At 74.7% G+C, this 19,187-nt stretch carries 17 protein-coding genes; 14 read left to right on the plus strand and 3 right to left on the minus strand.

All coding sequences use genetic code 11. The annotated features are described in order from the left end of the window. Positions 1-5: 5 nt before the first annotated feature. A complete protein-coding gene (locus AB0953_RS18670) occupies positions 6-809 on the plus strand; it encodes a 3-oxoacyl-ACP reductase (RefSeq protein ID WP_366860577.1) in 804 nt (267 codons plus the stop codon). Between the two features lie 143 nt (positions 810-952). Then, entirely contained in the window at positions 953-2,290 is a 1,338-nt protein-coding gene (locus AB0953_RS18675; protein WP_366860578.1) for a haloacid dehalogenase-like hydrolase, read from the plus strand. Between the two features lie 10 nt (positions 2,291-2,300). On the opposite strand, the gene AB0953_RS18680 is transcribed toward AB0953_RS18675, so the two are convergent. Continuing rightward, complete coding sequence (locus AB0953_RS18680) at positions 2,301-3,506, minus strand: amino acid deaminase/aldolase (protein ID WP_366860579.1); 1,206 nt, start codon at positions 3,504-3,506, stop codon at positions 2,301-2,303. Positions 3,507-4,086: 580 nt separating this feature from the next. Between AB0953_RS18680 and AB0953_RS18685 the strand changes: the two genes are divergently transcribed. The 3 genes from AB0953_RS18685 to AB0953_RS18695 are packed head-to-tail and all read left to right on the plus strand — an operon-like array spanning position 4,087 to position 6,802. Then, entirely contained in the window at positions 4,087-4,854 is a 768-nt protein-coding gene (locus AB0953_RS18685; protein WP_366860580.1) for a hypothetical protein, read from the plus strand. Continuing rightward, positions 4,851-6,056 (plus strand): type VII secretion-associated serine protease mycosin, encoded by a 1,206-nt coding sequence (gene mycP / locus AB0953_RS18690; protein ID WP_366860581.1) that lies wholly within the window; start codon positions 4,851-4,853, stop codon positions 6,054-6,056. Before AB0953_RS18685 ends, mycP begins: the two co-directional genes overlap by 4 nt. A 2-nt stretch (positions 6,057-6,058) precedes the next feature. Beyond that, positions 6,059-6,802: an SseB family protein gene (locus tag AB0953_RS18695; protein WP_366860582.1), complete on the plus strand. Its 744-nt coding sequence runs from the start codon at positions 6,059-6,061 to the stop codon at positions 6,800-6,802. A gap of 134 nt (positions 6,803-6,936) precedes the next feature. On the opposite strand, the gene AB0953_RS18700 is transcribed toward AB0953_RS18695, so the two are convergent. Next, on the minus strand, positions 6,937-7,323 hold the full coding sequence (locus AB0953_RS18700; protein ID WP_366860583.1) for a DUF1844 domain-containing protein: 387 nt from the start codon (positions 7,321-7,323) through the stop codon (positions 6,937-6,939). 359 nt (positions 7,324-7,682) lie between these two features. Between AB0953_RS18700 and infC the strand changes: the two genes are divergently transcribed. The 9 genes from infC (at position 7,683) to AB0953_RS18745 (ending at position 17,778) form a co-directional block, all read left to right on the plus strand. Further along, positions 7,683-8,384, plus strand: a complete 702-nt coding sequence (gene infC, locus AB0953_RS18705) for a translation initiation factor IF-3 (protein WP_366860584.1) — start codon at positions 7,683-7,685, stop codon at positions 8,382-8,384. Positions 8,385-8,489: 105 nt separating this feature from the next. Next, positions 8,490-8,684, plus strand: a complete 195-nt coding sequence (rpmI, locus tag AB0953_RS18710; protein ID WP_114056849.1) for a 50S ribosomal protein L35 — start codon at positions 8,490-8,492, stop codon at positions 8,682-8,684. Positions 8,685-8,791: 107 nt separating this feature from the next. Continuing rightward, positions 8,792-9,184: a 50S ribosomal protein L20 gene (gene rplT, locus AB0953_RS18715; protein ID WP_008741875.1), complete on the plus strand. Its 393-nt coding sequence runs from the start codon at positions 8,792-8,794 to the stop codon at positions 9,182-9,184. A gap of 132 nt (positions 9,185-9,316) precedes the next feature. Then, positions 9,317-10,180 carry an RNA methyltransferase gene (locus AB0953_RS18720; RefSeq protein WP_366860585.1) on the plus strand — a complete coding sequence of 288 codons (864 nt, stop codon included), beginning with the start codon at positions 9,317-9,319 and terminating at the stop codon, positions 10,178-10,180. 56 nt (positions 10,181-10,236) lie between these two features. After that, positions 10,237-11,394, plus strand: a complete 1,158-nt coding sequence (locus tag AB0953_RS18725) for an ATP-binding protein (RefSeq protein WP_366860586.1) — start codon at positions 10,237-10,239, stop codon at positions 11,392-11,394. A gap of 145 nt (positions 11,395-11,539) precedes the next feature. Next, positions 11,540-12,670, plus strand: a complete 1,131-nt coding sequence (gene pheS / locus AB0953_RS18730) for a phenylalanine--tRNA ligase subunit alpha (protein ID WP_366860587.1) — start codon at positions 11,540-11,542, stop codon at positions 12,668-12,670. Beyond that, a complete protein-coding gene (gene pheT, locus AB0953_RS18735) occupies positions 12,670-15,198 on the plus strand; it encodes a phenylalanine--tRNA ligase subunit beta (protein ID WP_366860588.1) in 2,529 nt (842 codons plus the stop codon). The genes pheS and pheT overlap by 1 nt, the downstream gene beginning before the upstream one ends. 656 nt (positions 15,199-15,854) lie before the next feature. Next, on the plus strand, positions 15,855-17,195 hold the full coding sequence (locus AB0953_RS18740) for a transcriptional regulator (RefSeq protein WP_366860589.1): 1,341 nt from the start codon (positions 15,855-15,857) through the stop codon (positions 17,193-17,195). A gap of 52 nt (positions 17,196-17,247) precedes the next feature. Further along, on the plus strand, positions 17,248-17,778 hold the full coding sequence (locus AB0953_RS18745; RefSeq protein ID WP_366860590.1) for an NUDIX domain-containing protein: 531 nt from the start codon (positions 17,248-17,250) through the stop codon (positions 17,776-17,778). Here the strand turns inward: AB0953_RS18745 and AB0953_RS18750 are convergent. Continuing rightward, positions 17,775-19,139: an acyltransferase gene (locus tag AB0953_RS18750; protein WP_366860591.1), complete on the minus strand. Its 1,365-nt coding sequence runs from the start codon at positions 19,137-19,139 to the stop codon at positions 17,775-17,777. The genes AB0953_RS18745 and AB0953_RS18750 overlap by 4 nt on opposite strands. Between the last annotated feature and the right edge of the window lie 48 nt (positions 19,140-19,187).

Here is a 19,187-nt window from a genome sequence, read left to right on the forward strand (position 1 = left end):
ACAGCATGAGCACTGAAGCGACCGCAGCCACTGAAGAGACCGTCTGCCGCCGCCTCGTCGGCCGCACCGCCGTCATCACCGGAGCAGGCAGCGGCATCGGCCTGGCCACCGCCCGCCGCCTGGCCTCCGAGGGCGCCAACGTCGTCTGCGGCGACATCGACGAGAGGGCCGGCAAGGCGGCGGCCGAGGAGGTCGGCGGCACCTTCGTCCGCGTCGACGTCACCGACCCCGAGGAGGTCGAGGCCCTGTTCAAGACCGCCTTCGACACCTACGGCTCCGTCGACATCGCCTTCAACAACGCCGGCATCTCGCCCCCGGACGACGACTCCATCCTCACCACCGGCCTGGAGGCCTGGAAGCGCGTCCAGGACGTCAACCTCACCTCCGTCTACCTGTGCTGCAAGGCCGCCCTGCCCTACATGCAGCGCCAGGGCCGCGGCTCCATCATCAACACCGCCTCCTTCGTCGCCATCATGGGCGCCGCCACCTCCCAGATCTCCTACACCGCCTCCAAGGGCGGCGTGCTCGCCATGTCCCGCGAACTCGGCGTGCAGTTCGCCCGCGAGGGCATCCGCGTCAACGCGCTGTGCCCGGGGCCCGTGAACACCCCGCTGCTGCAGGAGCTGTTCGCCAAGGACCCCGAGCGGGCCGCCCGCCGCCTCGTCCACATCCCCGTCGGCCGCTTCGCCGAGGCCGAGGAGATCGCGGCCGCCGTCGCCTTCCTCGCCAGCGACGACTCCTCCTTCATCAACGCCACCGACTTCCTGGTCGACGGCGGCATCTCCGGCGCGTACGTCACCCCCCTGTAGCCGGACCCGCGGGCGGGCGGACGGACGCCCACCGACCGTTCACCCGCACTCCACCCACCCGACAGCCGGGCGTCGCACGACGCCCGGCTGTCGTGCCATACCGTCCGCGACGATCTTCGTCCGAACCAGGAGAGTCCCGCGCCGTGACCCGACCCACCCCCGCCCCCCTGCCCGTGCCCGTACGCCGGCTCCGGGCCGCCGCCGCTGCCGCGGCCGCCGCCGCGCTGGCGGCCGGCACCCTCGCCGCCGCCGCGCCGGCCGCCCAGGCGTCCGCCGCGTCCGGCCGCGCCGGCGCCCCCTGCACCGCCCCGCGGGTGGCCGCCGGCTGGTACGGCGACAACCAGGCCCGGCTCCAGCAGCTCATCGACACCCACGGCGCGTGCAACCCGTACCGCCCGAGCCGTGCCAAGCCCGTCGCCGTCTTCGACTGGGACAACACCGTCGTCAAGAACGACGTCGGCGACGCCACCCTGTACTGGCTCCTGCGCAACGGCAGGATCCGCCAGCCCGCCGCCGGCGACTGGACCACCACCAGCCGCCACCTCACCCCGGCCGCCGCCTCCGCCCTCGCCGCCGCCTGCACCGGCCTCGCCGCGCCCGGGAGCCCGCTGCCCACCGGCACCCCCGAGGGCACCGCCTGCGCCGACGAGATCGCCGCCGTCTACGGCACCGCGGCCACCCGGGCCGGCGCCGCCGCCTTCGCCGGCTGGAACCACCGCACCACCGAGCCCGCGTACGCCTGGCTGCCCCAGCTGATGCAGGGCTGGACCGCCGCCGAGGTCCGCGGCTTCGCGGCCGCCGCCCGCACCGAGAACCTCGCCGCGCCCGTCGGGGCGACGCAGCAGGTCGGCAGCGGCACCGCCACCGGCTGGGTCCGCTACTACGACCAGCAGAAGGACCTCATCGCCGCCCTGCAGAAGGCCGGCTTCGACGTCTGGATCAGCTCGGCCTCCCCGCAGCTCGTCGTCGAGGTGTGGGCCGCGGGCGTCGGCATCCGCGCGGACCACGTCATCGGCATCCGCAACACCACCGCGCCCGGCGGGGCGCTCACCCCCCACCTCCAGGGCTGCGGCTCGGTGCCGGACGGCGCCGACACCATGACCACGTACATCGACGGCAAGCGGTGCTGGATCAACAAGGAGGTCTTCGGCGTCCGAGGGGCCGCCGCCGAGAAGGTCCAGCCGGCCGCCCGCCGCCAGGTCTTCGCCGCCGGCGACTCCGACACCGACGTCTCGTTCCTGCGGGACGCCACCGCCCTGCGGCTCGTGGTCAACCGCAACAAGAACGAGCTGTTGTGCCGCGCGTACGACAACAGCGACGGCAAGTGGATCGTGAACCCGATGTTCATCGAGCCGAAGAAGCCGAAGACCGCGCCGTACCCCTGCTCCACCACGGGCTACGTGGACCGCGACGGCACCCCGGGCCCCGTCCGCCGCGCCGACACCAGCATCATCCCGGACCAGCAGGACACGGTGTACTGACGGCGGGCCGCTAGAGGAAGGTGCGGCCCTCGCCCCGGTAGGTCGGCACGGTGGCCGTGACCCGGTCGCCCTCGACCAGGTGCAGCGCCTCGAAGCGCTCGCACAGCTCGCCCGCCTTCGCGTGCCGGAACCAGACCCGGTCGCCGATCAGCAGATCGTCGGCCGGGCTGCCGAGCAGCGGGGTCTGCACCTCGCCGGCGCCCTCCTGCGGGTCGTAGCGCAGCCCCTGCGGCAGGTACGGCTCGGGCAGCCGGTCCGCGCCCGCCGCGCCGGAGGCCGGGTAGCCGCCGCCCAGCACCGTCACCACGCCCACCCCGGGCCGGCGCACCACCGGCTGGGCGAACAGGGCCGCCGGACGGCCGCGGAACGAGGTGTAGTTGTCGAACAGCCGCGGCACGTACAGCCCCGAACCGGCGGCGATCTCCGTGACCGCCTCCTCGGCGGCGGTCTGCTGCACGCTGCCCGTGCCGCCGCCGTTGACGAACTCCAGGTCCGGCACCACCGCGCGCACGGCCCGCACCGCCTCGGCGCGCCGCGCCGCCAGCTCCCGGCGGGCCGCCGCCTGCATGAGCCGGATCGCCCGGGAGCGCAGCGGGCGTCCCGCCAGGGCGTCCCCCACGCCGGCGACGTGGCCCTCGTACCCCATGAGCCCGACCACGCGGAACCCCGGCCGGGCGGCGACGGCCCGCGCCAGCTCGGCGAGCTCGCCGGGCTGCCGCAGCGGGGAACGCCGGGCGCCGACCCGGACGCGGCCGCCGAACAGGTGCAGGGCGGTGTCCAGTTCGAGGCAGACGCGGACCTCCTCGGCGCCGCCGGCCCGGGAGCGGTCGATCAGCTCCAGCTGCGCCGGGTCGTCGACCATCACGGTCACGGCCGCGGCCAGCTTCGGATCGCCGGCCAGCTCGGCGAAGCCGGCGCGGTCGGCGGAGGGGTAGGCGAGCAGGACGTCCTCGAAGCCGGAGCGGACCAGCCAGATCGACTCCGCGAGGGTGTACGACATGATCCCGGCGAACCCCGGGCGGGCCAGGACCCGTTCGAGCAGGGCCCGGCAGCGGACCGACTTGCTGGCGACCCGGACCGGCTTGCCGGCGGCGCGCCGCACCAGGTCATCGGCGTTCGCGTCGAACGCGTCGAGGTCCATGATGGCGAGGGGCGCGTCGAGGTGCGCGGTGGCCCGGTCGTACCGGGCCCGGTCCCGGGCGGCGGCGAAGTCCATGCGGGGCAGCTTGCCACGCCGCGTTACCGCTGGGTACCCCCGTCGCCCCGCCTCGATCTCCGACTGCGCCCCGCCGCCGGCGGCTCATGGCCGCCTCAACCGCCGGCGAGGCCGGATTTGCTCCCCGGCGGCCGGGGTTGGGCCGATGGTGGGGGCTGCGGCGCGCTGTCGACCGGCGGCAGGGCCAGCTGCGGTCCCCGGCCCTGCGGCCGTTCGCCGGCCGGGGTCTTGGGGTGGCCCGGACGCCGATCGGGGCTGTTCAGACCCGCCGGCGTTCGAGGCGACGGGACCGCCCCGCGGGCCGTACCTGGTGTCGGCGGCACGTGCGGCTTCGTACGCCCAGGGGGCGGCGTTCGGGCCCCGGGGGCAACCGGCCGGCTCGGGCCGCCGTGTCAGCCGGGGTGCGGGGCACCACCCCCAGTCCCGCCGGCGATTGAGCAGCCCCGGGGCGCGGCCGACGGGGACGGCCGCCGTTGGGGCGACGCGGAGCCGTGGGGCGGGGGACCGGGGCGGCCCCGGCGGCGACGGCGCGTAGAGTACGGCTCAGGCAGCCGGACGGGACGGGGGGCGGAGCCGCCGGATGAGCATGGCGACAGCGCAGGCCGCGGCCCCCGCCGAGCCCGGTTCCGGGGACGGGCGGCGGGCGTTGGGCGCCGTGCTCTGCGCGGTCCTCGGGATCGGCTGCCTCGGCGGGGCCGCCCTCGGCGGCTGGGCCGAGCACCATGCCGCACACCGGCCTCCGACCGCCGAGGCCGCCTACCGGCGGGCCGGCTCGCTGTGGCACACCGCGCCCGTGGACAGCCTCTTCCCGCCCGTCCTGGCCACCCCCGACACCGGCCCCGGCGGAGCCGACCGCACCTGGACGCGCGTCGCGCTCGCCCCCGACTCCGAGTGCGGGCCCGCGCTCACCCCCGACTGGCAGGCGGCCCTCGCCCCCACCGGCTGCACCCGCGTGCTCCGCGCCACCTACACCGACGCCACCCGCAGCTCCCTCGTCGCCGTCGGCCTGGTCTTCACCCCCGCCGACGCCCCGGCGGCGATGGCCGCGCTGGACGGCCGGCTCACCGCGCCGCCGGCCTACGGCTTCGGCGACGGCCGGCGCGCCGCCTGGACCGCGGCCGTGCTCCCCGACGCCCCCGTGGTCGTCTACACCGTCTCCGCCTTCGCCGACGGCCGCACCCTCCCCGCGCCCGTCCCCGCCGCGGACGCCGTGCGCAAGGACGCCGCCGGAGCGGTCGCCCAGGCGGGCCTGGGCCACGGGGCCAAGGCGGTCGGCGAGGGACTGGAGCGCACCGTGCGGGAACTGGTCGCTGCGCCGTCCGGCGAGGCGGCCGGGGGCGACCGGTGAGGCGTGCCCGCCCCGTCGCGTCCGGAGCCGTCCTCGGCCTCGTCCTCGCCGCCGCGGCCGCGGCCACCGCGCCCCCGGCCGCCGCCGACGCCGACTCCGTCCGCAACCGCCAGTGGGCCCTGACCGCCCTGCGCGCCGAGGAGGCCTGGGGCACCACCCAGGGCAGCGGCGTCACCGTCGCCGTCCTCGACACCGGCGTCGACCCAGGCCACCCCGACCTCGCCGGGCAGGTCCTGGAGGGCGTCGACCTGGTCGGCCTCGGCGCCGGCCCCGGCGACCGCGCCTGGGCCCGCCACGGCACCGCGATGGCCGGGATCATCGCCGGCCACGGGCACGGCCGCAACCGCCGCCAGGGCGTCCTCGGCCTCGCCCCGCAGGCCCGCATCCTCCCGGTCCGTGTGATCCTGGAGGAGGGCGACGCGGGCCGCGACCGGGCCCGCGAGAGCAAGGGCGCCGCCCTCGCCGAAGGCATCCGCTGGGCCGCCGACCACGGCGCCGACGTGATCAACCTCTCGCTCGGCGACGACAGCGCCTCCGCGCACCACGAGGCCGCGGAGGACGAGGCCGTCCAGTACGCCCTCGCCAAGGGCGTCGTCGTGGTCGCCTCCGCAGGCAACGGCGGCCGCGACGGCGACCGCACCTCCTACCCGGCCGCCTACCCCGGCGTGATCGCGGTCACCGCCGTCGACCGCAGCGGCCGCAAGGCCCCGTTCTCCACCAGGAACTGGTACGCGACCGTCAGCGCGCCCGGCGTCGACGTGGTCATCGCCGACCCCGACCGCGCCTACTACGAGGGCTGGGGCACCAGCGCGGCCGCCGCGTTCGTCTCCGGCGCGGTGGCCCTCGTCCGGTCCGCCCACCCGGACCTGTCCCCGGCCCAGATCAAGAAGCTGCTGGAGGACACCGCCACCGACACCCCGGTCGGCGGCCGCGACGACTCCCGCGGCCACGGCCTCGTCGACCCGGTCGCCGCCCTCCAGGCCGCCGCGGCGCTGCACCCCGAAGCGCCGGTCCCGGTGCCCGTCGCGGCCGCGCAGCGGTACTTCGGCCCCGGCCCCGGCCCGGCCCGTACGGCCCCGCGGGGCGAGGGGCTGCACGTCCCGGCGGCCGCCGGCGCCGGCCTGGCGCTGCTCGCCCTCTCCGCCGTACTGGCCCGCCGCCCGCGCACGGCCCGGCCGGCACGGCGGGATAGGGTCGGGTAACTGTGGCGAACAAAACCATCCCCGACCCCGGCTTCTCCGACGACGACGGCTCCGCCGACCCCCGGCTGAGCGCGGCCCTGGCCGCCTGGTCCGAGGACCGGGCCAAGGAGCCGGAGGTGCTGGCCGCGCTCAAGGGCGCCCGCCTGCTCGTCCCGGTCGTCGCGGTCCTCGGCGAGGTCGAGACCGACCCGGAGACCGGCCTGAAGCGCGAGAAGACCAGCGACATGGCGGTGCCGACCCTGCGCGCGGGGGACCGCCGGGCCCTGCCCGCCTTCACCTCGATCGCCTCGCTCGCCCTGTGGGACCCGGCGGCCCGCCCGGTCGCCGTCCCGCTGCACCAGGCGCTGGCCGCCGCCGCGCACGAGAAGGCCGACACCGTGGTCCTGGACCTGGCCGGCCCCGTCCCCTACCAGCTGACCGGCCCCGCGCTGCTCGCGCTCGCCGAGGGCCGCACCGACACCGACCCGCTGGCCGACCCGGCCGTGCGGGAGGCCGTACGGGCCGCCGTGTCCGCGGAGCCGGCCGTGCTGCGGGCCCACCTCGGCCCCGGCGGGGCGGACGCGGACGGCACCCTGGCGGTCGTGCTGGCCGCCGGCCCCGAGGCCCCGGCAGCCGCGGCCCGCCGCGTCGCCGAGGCGCTGGCGGCCGACGAGACGCTGCGGGCCCGGCTGGTGCGCGGCCTGGACCTGGCGCTGCTCCCGGAGACGGCCCCGCCCCCGCCCGGGGAGCCGCTGTACTGCCGCTGAGCCGACCGCGGCCCCGGATACGGCAGAGGGCCGGGGCGGCATCGCCCCGGCCCTCTGCCGTCGTCCTGGTGCCGTCGTCCTGCGGCCCGGTACGGCCCGGCGGATCCGGTGTCGTCCGTACCGCGCCCGGCCCCTCAGGCGAAGACCGGTCCGGTGAACTTCTCGCCCGGCCCCTGGCCCGGCTCGTCCGGCACGATCGAGGCCTCGCGGAAGGCGAGCTGGAGCGACTTCAGGCCGTCGCGCAGCGGGGCCGCGTGGAAGGAGCTGATCTCGGTGGCGCTGGCCGTGACCAGGCCGGCCAGGGCCGTGATCAGCTTGCGGGCCTCGTCGAGGTCCTTGTGCTCGGAGTCCGGCTTGTCCAGGCCCAGGTTGACCGCCGCGGCGCTCAGCAGGTGCACGGCCACCGTGGTGATCACCTCGACGGCGGGCACATCCGCGATGTCACGCGTCATGGCGTCGTAGTCGGGAGCGTCCGGCGTGGCGCCGGCCTCGGTGGCGGGGGTGGGGGTCGCGTCAGTCATGCCACACACGATAAGCCGGGCCGCGGAGCTCCCCGCTCCGCAGGCCGCCGGGTGAGCGGACCCGGCGCCGAATGCTATATTGGGCTAACGACCGGCCGGAGACGTATGTCCCCGGCCCACAAGTGGAGGCTCCGTTCTCCCACCTGACCGCCCTCCGGGGCGGCGGGTCACCGGTCAGGCGGCATCCATCGTTCCGTACGGACGATGGAAAGCTGCCCGAGTCTGCGCCCCGCGGTTCGCACCCGGCGGTGCTCCGGTTGTATTGGAGCCCCTGCCTGTGCCCGTCGGGGCATTTTTGGTGTTCCGCCGCGGTTGGTCGTAGACGACACAAGACGTCAGCGGCTGTCTCCCGGACAGCCGTGTGGTGCTACCGAGGAGGATCCATCAGCACCGAGCCCCGCATCAACGATCGGATTCGTGTCCCTGAGGTGCGACTCGTCGGTCCCAGCGGCGAACAGGTGGGCATCGTCCCGCTTGCGAAGGCGCTTGAACTCGCGCAGGAGTACGACCTGGACCTGGTCGAGGTCGCAGCGTCTGCACGCCCGCCGGTCTGCAAGCTCATGGACTACGGCAAGTTCAAGTACGAGTCGGCCATGAAGGCCCGTGAGGCGCGCAAGAACCAGGCGCACACGGTCATCAAGGAGATGAAGCTCCGGCCGAAGATCGACCCGCACGACTACGACACCAAAAAGGGTCACGTCGTTCGGTTCCTCAAGCAGGGCGACAAGGTCAAGATCACGATCATGTTCCGTGGTCGCGAGCAGTCCCGCCCGGAGCTCGGCTACCGACTGCTGCAGCGCCTGGCGGAGGACGTCCAGGAGCTCGGTTTCGTCGAGTCGAACCCGAAGCAGGACGGCCGCAACATGATCATGGTCCTCGGTCCGCACAAGAAGAAGACCGAGGCGATGGCCGAAGCCCGCGAGGCCCAGGCCGCCCGCAAGGCCGGGCGCCAGGGTGCCGCCGCCGACGACTCCAAGGGAGCCGCCGCGGAGGACACCGGAGTCGCCTCCGCCGAGGCCACCGAGGACGCCTCCCCCGAGGCTCCGGCGGCCGACGCCTGATTCCGGGGCAGCCTGTCCCGGATCACCCGACACAACATGACGTTCCCGCAAGCCGGTCCGGTACCGGACCGGTGGGGACGCCACCGACGAGGAGATAACGGCGCCATGCCGAAGAACAAGACGCACAGCGGTACCAAGAAGCGCTTCAAGGTCACCGGCTCCGGCAAGGTGCTCCGCGAGCGCGCCGGCAAGCGCCACCTGCTCGAGCACAAGTCGTCCAAGCTGACGCGTCGCCTCACCGGCAACGCCGAGATGGCCCCGGGCGACGCCGCGAAGATCAAGAAGCTTCTCGGCATCTGACGTCCCCCCGCCCGGTCACCGCCGGGCCAGGGACGCCGAGACCGGTACCCCATCGAACTTTCGGGCCGTGTGAAGACACCCGCGGCCCCGCTACAAGGAGTTAAAAAGTGGCACGCGTCAAGCGGGCAGTAAACGCCCACAAGAAGCGCCGGGCGATCCTCGAGGCGGCCTCCGGCTACCGCGGTCAGCGTTCGCGCCTGTACCGCAAGGCCAAGGAGCAGGTCACCCACTCGCTGGTCTACAACTTCAACGACCGCAAGAAGCGCAAGGGCGACTTCCGTCAGCTGTGGATCCAGCGCATCAACGCCGCTGCCCGCCAGAACGGCATGACGTACAACCGCCTCATCCAGGGTCTGAAGGCCGCCAACATCGAGGTGGACCGCAAGATCCTCGCGGAGCTGGCCGTCAACGACGCCAACGCGTTCGCCGCGCTGGTCGAGGTCGCCCAGAAGGCGCTCCCGGCCGACGTGAACGCCCCGAAGGCCCCCGCCGCCGCCTAAGCACCACGCGCGCGAGCAAGCCCTTCACTGGCTTCAGCCCGGACCCGCAGGCCCCGTGCCTGCGGGTCCGTGCGTTGTAGCCGACCAGCCCCACGCCACACCGCAGTACGTACGGAAGCGAGCCGACCGCCCATGGGTACCCCCGCCCCCGCCGAGCCGATCTCCCCCCGATCCCCGCGGGTGGCCGCCGCCAGGCGCCTGGCGCGGCGCAACTTCCGCACCAAGGAGCGCCGCTTCCTCGCCGAGGGCCCCCAGGCCGTCCGCGAGGCCGTCGCCCACCGCGGGGCCACGGGCGCGACCCTGATCGAGCTCTTCGCCACCGCCGAGGCCGCCGAGCGCTACGCGGACATCGTCGCCGCCGCCCGCGAGGCCGGCGCCCGCGTCCACCACGCGTCCGACGAGGTCCTCGCCGAGGTCTCGCAGACCGTCACCCCGCAGGGGCTCGTCGGCGTCTGCCACTTCCTCGACTCGCCCTTCGAGGACATCCTCGCCGCCCGGCCGCGGCTCGTCGCCGTCCTCGCCCACGTCCGCGACCCCGGCAACGCCGGCACCGTACTGCGCTGCGCGGACGCCGCCGGGGCCGACGCTGTCGTCCTGACCGACGCCTCCGTGGACCTGTACAACCCCAAGTCCGTCCGCGCCTCCGTCGGCTCCCTCTTCCACCTGCCCGTCGCCGTCGGAGTACCCGTCGAGCAGGCCGTCGAGGGGCTGCGCGCCGCCGGCGTACGGATCCTCGCCGCCGACGGGGCCGGCCAGGACGACCTCGACGCCGAACTGGACGCCGGCACCATGGGCGGCCCCTCCGCCTGGGTCTTCGGCAACGAGGCGTGGGGCCTGCCCGAGGAGACCCGCGCCCTCGCCGACGCCGTCGTACGGGTCCCGATCCACGGCAAGGCCGAGAGCCTGAACCTCGCCACGGCCGCCGCCGTGTGCCTGTACGCGTCCGCGCGTGCACAGCGGGCGCCCGGAGGGTGCCGCTCCGTGACCCCCAGCTAGTAATGTGGCGGCCCGGGGGGCCCACTGCGCTCCTCGGAGATGTGGGGTACGGGGACATGACCGTCGGTACGAACAGCTCGCCAGGAGCCGTGGAGGCGGCCGGTACGCCGTCCCCGTCGGCGGCCGCCGACGGGGACGCGCCCGCGGGCCTCGGGATCGACCCCGACGACCTGCCCGACGGGCTCGTCGTCGCCGACCGGACCGGCCGGGTGATCTGCTTCAACTCCGCCGCCGCCCGCCTCACCGCGCTCGCCCCCGCCGAGGCCCTCGGCACCCGCATCGAGCAGGCCCTGCCGCTGGAGGACCTCGACGGCCGCCGCTGGTGGGCGCTGACCGACCCGTACGGGGGCCTCGCCATCCGCCGCGGCCAGCCCGAGCGCAACCTCCTGCTGCCCGGCGGCCGCGAGGTCCTCGTCTCCGCCCGGTACGTCCGCCCCCACCCCACCGGCCCGCTGCACCGCCTCGTCGTCACCCTGCGCGGCACCGAGGCGCGCCGCCGCACCGAGCGCAGCCACGCCGAGCTGATCGCGACCGTCGCGCACGAGCTGCGTTCCCCGCTGACCTCCGTCAAGGGCTTCACCGCGACCCTGCTCGCCAAGTGGGAGCGGTTCACCGACGACCAGAAGCGCCTGATGCTGGAGACCGTCGACGCCGACGCCAACCGCGTCACCCGCCTGATCGCCGAACTCCTCGACATCTCCCGCATCGACTCCGGCCGCCTGGAGGTCCGCCGCCAGCCCGTCGACATCGCCACCGCGGTCGGCCGCCACGTCCAGGCCCTCACCGCGAACGGCCAGGCCCCCGACCGCTTCCTCGTCCGGGTGAGCCGCGCCCTGCCCGACCTGTGGGCCGACCCCGACAAGATCGACCAGATCCTCGGCAACCTGCTCGAAAATGCGGTGCGGCACGGCGGCGGAACCGTCACCATCGACGTATCGCCGAGCAGCCTGACGAACGCAGCGGGCAAGACCGAGAAGGGAACCGCCGTCACCGTGACCGATGAGGGCCCCGGGATCCCCGAGGAGTCGATGGGCCGCGTCTTCACCCGCTTCTGGCGGGGCAGCAAACGCGGCGGCACCGGCCTGGGCCTGTACATCGTCAAGGGGATCGTGGAAGCCCACGGCGGCACCATCACCGTGGGCCGCGGCCCCGGCGGCGGCGCGGAATTCCGATTTATCCTGCCCGTCGGCGCGCCCGCGTACCTCACGCAGTAGCACTGCGGAGCGTCTCGCCAGGCGGCCCACGGGCTCCTCCGCCCCCCGCGGCCCGTAGACTCGTCCTTTGGCACCTTTGTGTCCTTGTATCGAGCTCCATGAGTCGCGGGGACCTCCAGCCAGCCCATCGGAAGCACGGGAAGAGATGTCGGCACCGAACAAGTCGTACGACCCTGTCGAGGTCGAGGCACTGAAACCGGAAGAGATCGAGCGCATGCGGGACGAGGCGCTCGCCGCCTTCGCGGCCGCCGGCGACCTCGACGCACTGGCGCACGCGAAGACCGCCCACACCGGGGGCACCTCGCCGCTCGCCCTCGCCAACCGCGAGATCGGCGCGCTGCCCCCGCAGGCCAAGGCCGAGGCGGGCAAGCGCGTGGGCCAGGCCCGCGGCGCGGTGAACAAGGCGTTCGCGGAGCGCCTCGCCCAGCTCGAGGCCGAGCGCGACGAGCGCGTGCTCGTCGAGGAGGCGGTGGACGTCACCCTGCCGTACGACCGTGTCCCGGCCGGCGCCCGCCACCCCCTGACCACGCTGATGGACCGCATCGCGGACATCTTCACGGCCATGGGGTACGAGGTCGCCGAGGGCCCCGAGGTCGAGGCCGAGTGGTTCAACTTCGACGCACTCAACTTCACGCCCGACCACCCGGCGCGCCAGATGCAGGACACCTTCTTCATCCAGGGCCCCGAGGGCTTCCAGGGCGACGAGTCCGGTGTCGTGCTGCGCACCCACACCTCCCCGGTGCAGGCCCGCTCGCTCCTGGAGCGCCGCGAGCCGCCCGTGTACGTCGTCTGCCCCGGCCGCGTCTACCGCACCGACGAGCTCGACGCCACGCACACCCCGGTCTTCCACCAGGTCGAGCTGCTCGCCGTCGACGAGGGCCTGACGATGGCCGACCTCAAGGGCACCATCGACCACATGGTCAAGGCGCTCTTCGGCGACGACGTCACCACCCGCCTGCGCCCGAACTTCTTCCCGTTCACCGAGCCGTCCGCCGAGATGGACATGCAGTGCTACGTGTGCCGCGGCGAGTCGGTGGGCAACCCCGAGCGCCCCTGCCGCACCTGCTCCAGCGAGGGCTGGATCGAGCTCGGCGGCTGCGGCATGGTCAACCCCAAGGTGCTCACCGCCTGCGGCGTGGACCCCGAGAAGTACAGCGGGTTCGCCTTCGGCTTCGGCATCGAGCGGATGCTGATGTTCCGGCACAACGTGGAAGACATGCGAGACATGGTCGAAGGTGACGTCCGGTTCACCCGGCCCTTCGGGATGGAGATCTGATGCGGGTCCCGCTTTCCTGGCTGCGGGAGTACGTCGACCTGCCTGCGGGCGAAACCGGTCGTGACGTGCAGGCCAAGCTCATCGACGCCGGTCTGGAGGTCGAGACCGTCGAGCAGCTCGGCGCGGACCTCACCGGCCCCCTCGTCGTCGGCCAGGTGCTGACCATCGAGGAGCTGACCGAGTTCAAGAAGCCGATCCGCTTCTGCACCGTCGACGTCGGCACCGCCAACGGCACCGGCGAGCCGCAGGAGATCGTCTGCGGCGCCCGCAACTTCGCCGTCGGCGACAAGGTCGTCGTGGCGCTGCCCGGCGCCGTCCTGCCCGGCGACTTCGCGATCGCCGCGCGCAAGACGTACGGCAAGAACTCGCACGGCATGATCTGCTCCGGCGACGAGCTCGGCATGGGCGACGACGGCACGCACGGCATCATCGTGCTGCCGCCGGAGCACGAGGTCGGCACCGACGCCATCGAGCTGCTCGAGCTGCGCGACGAGGTCCTCGACATCGCCGTCACGCCCGACCGCGGCTACTGCCTGTCGCTGCGCGGCGTGGCCCGCGAGACCGCCACCGCGTACGGCCTGCCGCTGCGCGACCCGGCGCTGCTCGACGTGCCCGCGCCCAACTCCTACGGCTACCTCGTCAAGATCTCCGACCCGGCCGGCTGCGACCGCTTCACCGCGCGCACCGTCACGGGCCTGGACCCCGAGGCGAAGTCCCCGATCTGGCTCAAGCGCCGCCTCCAGAAGGCCGGCATGCGCCCGATCTCCCTCGCCGTGGACGTCACCAACTACGTGATGCTGGAACTCGGCCAGCCCCTGCACGCGTACGACCGCTCCCGCCTCGACGGCGCGATCGGCGTCCGCCGGGCCGAGCAGGGCGAGAAGTTCACCACCCTCGACGGGGTCAAGCGCACCCTCGACGCCGAGGACCTGGTGATCACCGACAGCAGCGGGCCGATCGGCCTCGCCGGTGTCATGGGCGGCGCCAACACCGAGATCGCCGACGCCGTCGCCGACCCCGAGACCGGCCAGGTCGCGGGGACCACGGACGTGGTGATCGAGGCCGCGCACTTCGACCCGATCACCATCTCGCGCACCGCCCGCCGCCACAAGCTGTCCTCGGAGGCCTCCAAGCGCTTCGAGCGCGGCGTCGACCCGCAGGCCGCCTCCGCGGCCGCCCAGCGGACCGTCGACCTGCTCGTGCTGCTCGCCGGCGGCACCGCCGAGGCCGGCGTCACCGAGCTCACCGCGCCGGGCGCCCCGCGCACCGTCGCGATGCGCGCGGACCACCCCGACAAGGTCGCCGGCGTCGCCTACGGCCGCGAGACCGTCGTACGCCGCCTCCAGGAGGTGGGCTGCGACGTCTACGGCCAGGACGAGCTCGTCGTCACCGTCCCGTCGTGGCGGCCCGACCTCGCCGAGCCGAACGACCTCGCCGAAGAGGTCATCCGGCTCGAGGGGTACGCCAACCTGCCCTCCACCCTGCCCCAGGTGCCCTCCGGCCGCGGCCTCACCGCCCGGCAGCAGCTGCACCGCCGGGCCGGGCGGGCGCTGGCCGGCGCAGGCTACGTCGAGGCGCTGAACTACCCGTTCATCGGCGAGGGCGTCTTCGACCAGCTCCAGCTGGCCGCCGACGACCCCGCCCGCCGCGTGGTCAGGCTCGTCAACCCGCTCTCCGACGAGGAGCCGGCGCTGCGCACCACGCTGCTGCCGGGGCTGCTCGGCGCCCTGCGCCGCAACGACAGCCGCGGCAGCCACGACCTCGCCCTCTTCGAGACCGGCCTGGTCTTCCGGGCCGGCGAGGAGCCGGGCGTCGCGGTGCGGCTGCCCGTCGACCGCCGTCCCACGGACGAGGAGGTCGCCACGCTCGACGCCGCCCTGCCCGCGCAGCCGCGGTACGCCGCCGTCGTGCTGGCCGGCGCCCGCGAGCAGGCCGGCTGGTGGGGCAAGGGCCGTCCGGCCGACTGGGCGGACGCGGTGCAGGCCGCCCGTGCGCTGGCCGCCGAGGCCGGTGCCGAGCTGGTCGTCCGGCAGGGGCAGTACGGGCCGTGGCACCCGGGCCGGTGCGCCGAGCTGGTCGTCACCCTCGACGGCGCCGAGCAGGTCATCGGCCACGCCGGTGAGCTGCACCCGCGCGTGGTCAAGGCCCTGGGCCTGCCGGCCCGCACCAGCGCCATGGAGCTCGACCTGGACCGCCTGCAGGCGGCCGGCGGCGAGGCCGTGCAGGCGCCCCGGATCTCCACCTTCCCGGTGGCGACCCAGGACGTCGCGCTGATCGTCGACGCGTCCGTTCCGGCGGCGGACGTCGAGGCGGCCCTGCGCGACGGGGCGGGCGAACTCCTGGAGTCCCTCCGCCTGTTCGACGTCTTCACCGGCGACCAGGTCGGCGAGGGCAAGAAGTCCCTCGCCTACGCCCTGCGGTTCCGTGCGGCCGACCGGACCCTCACGGCCGAGGAGTCCACGGCTGCCCGTGATGCGGCGGTGGCGTTGGCCGGCGAGCGCACCGGGGCGGTCCTGCGCGGCGCGTAGCCCGCACCCCCTCGAGGGGCGCACCCCACCCGGGGCTGCGCCCCTCACCCATGTCCCGCCCGGTCCACCGCTGCGCGGAGCCGTTCCCCCTCCCCGCCCCTTCCCGAAACCGGGCTTCGCCCGGACCCTTTTCGCCTCAGACGCCGGCGGGGCTGATTTATCAGCCCCGCCGGCGTCTGAGGCGCGGGGGTCGGGGGGCGGAGCCCCGCCACGCGGCGGAGCCGCAGATCCGGCACAGCGGGAAGGGGCGGGGAGGGGACAGCTCCGCGCAGCGGCGGCGGCAGCGCGCGCCGGGCCCCGGTGGGAGGGCCCGGCGCGCGGTCGCCCGGCTCCCGGCCGGGACCCGGCGACCAACCGGGCCCCGGCGGAGCCGAGGCGCGTCGCCCGCCCGCCGTGGAGTGTCGGGCAGACAGCGGGGCGGGCGACGCGGTGACGGGTCGTCGCACTGTACGAGGGGGGAGCCGACGACCCGGGCTGCCTCTTTGGCGAGGCTCTTCAGTGAACCGCCCCCACCCGCCTCCCCGGCAGGGTGCGTATCGCATTTATGCGCGTACTCACTTCACACCCCGTGTGAATCCCGGGCAGTCGGCCCCCGCGCGCACCGGCCAGCCACTAGCCTGGGGGCGGGCCGGACCGGAGAGCCCTGGGAGGGGTCCATGCAGCCCAACGCCCTGCTCGACGCCCTCCTCGCCGAGGCGGGCATGTCCCACGCCGGACTCGCCGCGCACGTGAACCAGGCGGGCCGCTCCCGCGGACTGGCGCTGCGGTACGAACACACCGCCGTCACCCGGTGGTTGAAGGGCCAGCGCCCGCGCGGCCAGGTCCCGGACCTGATCTGCGAGGTGCTCGGCAGCCGGCTGCGCCGCCCGGTCTCGCTGGACGACGTCGGCCTCGGCCTGCCCGGCCAGGCCGCCGCCCCGCACGCCTCCCCGCTCAGCGGTTTCGTCGACCGGGCCGCCGCCCTGTGGCGCAGCGACGAGCAGGGCCGCTTCCCCCTGCTCACCGCGGAAGCCCTCACCGGCACCCCGGCCGTGATCCCGGTCTGGGAGTGGGAGAACCCGCCCGAGGACGCCGACGTGTCCAGGGACGGGCCCCGCCGGATCGGCCCGGAGCACATCGAGATCCTGCGGGCGGCCCGCGCGCACTACGAGCTGATGTACCGCCGGGCCGGCGGAGTCGCCACCCGGGCCCGGATCGTCCGCTTCCTCGGCACCGAGACCGCGCCGATGCTGCGCGGGAGTTACCCCGACGACCTGGGCCGCCGACTGCACCGGGCCGCCGGCTCCCTGGTGGCGGTGGCGGGGATCTGCGCGTACGACTCCGACGCCCACGGCCTCGCCCAGCGCTACTTCCACCAGGCGCTGCGGCTGGCCAAGGCCAGCGGCGACCGCGGCCTCGGCGCGTACGTCATCGCCCTGCTGGTCAACCAGTCCCTGCACCTGCGCGAGCACCGCCAGGCCGTGGCCTTCGCCGAGGCGGCCCTGCGCGCCGCGGGCCGGCACACCACCCCGGCCCTGGCGGCGGACCTGTACGCGATGCAGGCCAAGGCCTACGCCCAACTCGGCGACACCGCCGCCGCCCTGACCTGCATCCGGCACGCCGAGGCGGCCGCCGAGCGGATCTCGCCCGGCTCGGAGCCCGACGAGACGGGCTACGTCCAGCCCGGGCTGGTCAACGTACAGGTGGCGGAGGCGCTGCTGAGCCTGGGGGACCTGGACGCGGCGCACGAGCAGGCGACCGCCGCCGTCGGCACGCCCGCGCACGACCGCGGCCGGGTCCACCGCCTGGCCATGCTGTGCGAGATCCAGCTGCGCCAAGGCGAGGCGGACCGTGCGGTGGCGGCCGCCGCCGAAATGGCCGAGCGGGCCAAGGGGATGGAGTCGCTGCGGCTGCGGGACCGGCTGCGGGCGGTGCGCGAGCAGCTGCTGCACAGCGGGTGCTTCGGCGCGGAGGAGACCGCCCGGCTCATCGACGGGGCGCTGCGCGTTCCGCTGTGACAGCTCCGCCTGCTGCCATGTTGCCACCGACGATCCGGAAGGCGGCAATACCGTGCAGTGGACGAACCTGAGTGAGCAGACCGTGTACAAGAACCGCTGGTTCGACGTGAACCTCGCCGATGTGGAACTCCCCGACGGCCGGCACCTGGACCACTTCGTGATCCGGCTGCGCCCGGTGGCCGCCGCCACGGCCGTCAACGGGGCGAACGAGGTGCTGCTGCTGTGGCGGCACCGGTTCATCACCGACAGCTGGGGCTGGGAACTGCCCGCCGGGGTGGTCGAGGACGGCGAGGACATCGCCGCCGCGGCCGCCCGGGAGATGGAGGAGGAGTCCGGCTGGCGGCCCGGCCCCCTGCACCACCTCATGACGGTGGAGCCGTCCAACGGCCTGACCGATGCCCGCCACCACCTGTACTGGGCGGAGGGGGCCACGTACGTGGGCGACCCGGAGGACGGCTTCGAGTCCTCACGCCGCGAGTGGGTGCCGCTGAAGCTCGTACCGGACATGATCGCCCGCGGCGAGATCCCGGCCGCCAACATGGCGGCCGGCCTCCTGCTCCTGCACCACCTGCGCCTGGGCTAGCCGGCGTCCCGCCCGGCGGCGGCCGGCCACCGGCGGGCCGCCGCCCGCTGGACGCGGCGGCCGACGTTCTGCATCGGCAGTTCGACCCAGCGGTACATCAGGTGGCTCGCGGCCAGCACGACGGCGAAGAACAGCCCGGTCCAGGCCAGTCGGCCGAGCGTCGAGGACGGCAGGGGCGGCACCCCCACCAGGTGTCCGACCGTGCGCAGCAGCGGGAAGTGCAGCAGGTACAGGGAGAAGCTGATCGCGCCGAGCCAGGTCAGCACCCGGGGGAAGCGCCGCTGGCGGAGCAGGAAGCCGAGCCCGAACACCGTCCACGCGGCCAGATAGGCGGAGGACCAGGACATCCAGCCCGTCGTCCACGTGTGGTTCTCGAAGCCGTCCCGGTTGTACAGCCATCCGACCAGCCCGCCCGAGACGACCACGAACCCGCAGGCGGCCAGGGAGGGCATGCGGCCGCTCCGGGCGTGCTGCGCCCGGTACACCGCCGTCCCGGCGAACATGGTCGCGAAGATCGTCCAGGTCTCGAACCAGGGCGCCCGGCTGTTGAGCGTGATCAGCACCAGGCCGAGTCCGCCGAGCAGTGCGGCGCCCGCCCGGGTAAGCCCCGGCCGGCCGCTGAGCACTCCGGCGAAACCCGCGAGCACGACCGGCGTGACGATCAGCAGCAGCGGCCGCACCGCACCGGGGCCGGGCGTCAGGAGGTGCTCGCCGACGGCCGTGCCGACCGCGAGGGCGAGGGCGGCGCAGCCGACGGCGATGGGGGCGCTGTGCCGGTGCAGGCCGCGGGTGAACAGGGCGGTGACGAAGAAGTAGAAGAGCATCTCGTAGCAGAGCGTCCAGGTGACGTTCATGCCGTTGGGGATGCCCAGGAAGTCCGGGAGCAGCAGGCCGTTGGCTATCAGCGAGGCCGGGTCGTCGCCGGTGCGCAGGAGGCGGACCGAGCCGTCGCCGGCCGGCAGCATCATGATCGAGACGGTCAGGGTGACGATCAGGGCGGGGTGGATCCGGAAGATCCGCCCGATCCAGAACCCCCGCACGTCGCCGCGGCGTTCGAGCGAGGCGGGGATGATGTAGCCGCTGACGATGAAGAACAGCATGACCCCGAAGAGGCCCAGGTCGAAGTTCTGCCGCACGAGGTTCCCGTGCGGCAGCATCTGCAGCAGGCCGAAGTGCTGGATGACCACGACCAGGGCGGCGACGCCGCGCAGCGCGTCGAGCCAGCCGAGCCGGGAGCCCTGCCCGGAGGCGGCGGCGGGGCTCGGGGCGGCGGCCGGGCCGGGGGTGGCGGCCGGGCTCGGGGCGGCGGCCGGGGCGCCGGTGGGCAGCGGCCGCGCGGGTGTGGGCGTGCGGTTCTTCACGCAGGGACCTTAGCCGCACCCCGGCCGCCCCCAGGGCGACCGAGGTTC

The organism is Streptomyces sp. NPDC046866 (assembly GCF_040704625.1).
In the GTDB taxonomy this organism is placed as follows: domain Bacteria; phylum Actinomycetota; class Actinomycetes; order Streptomycetales; family Streptomycetaceae; genus Streptomyces.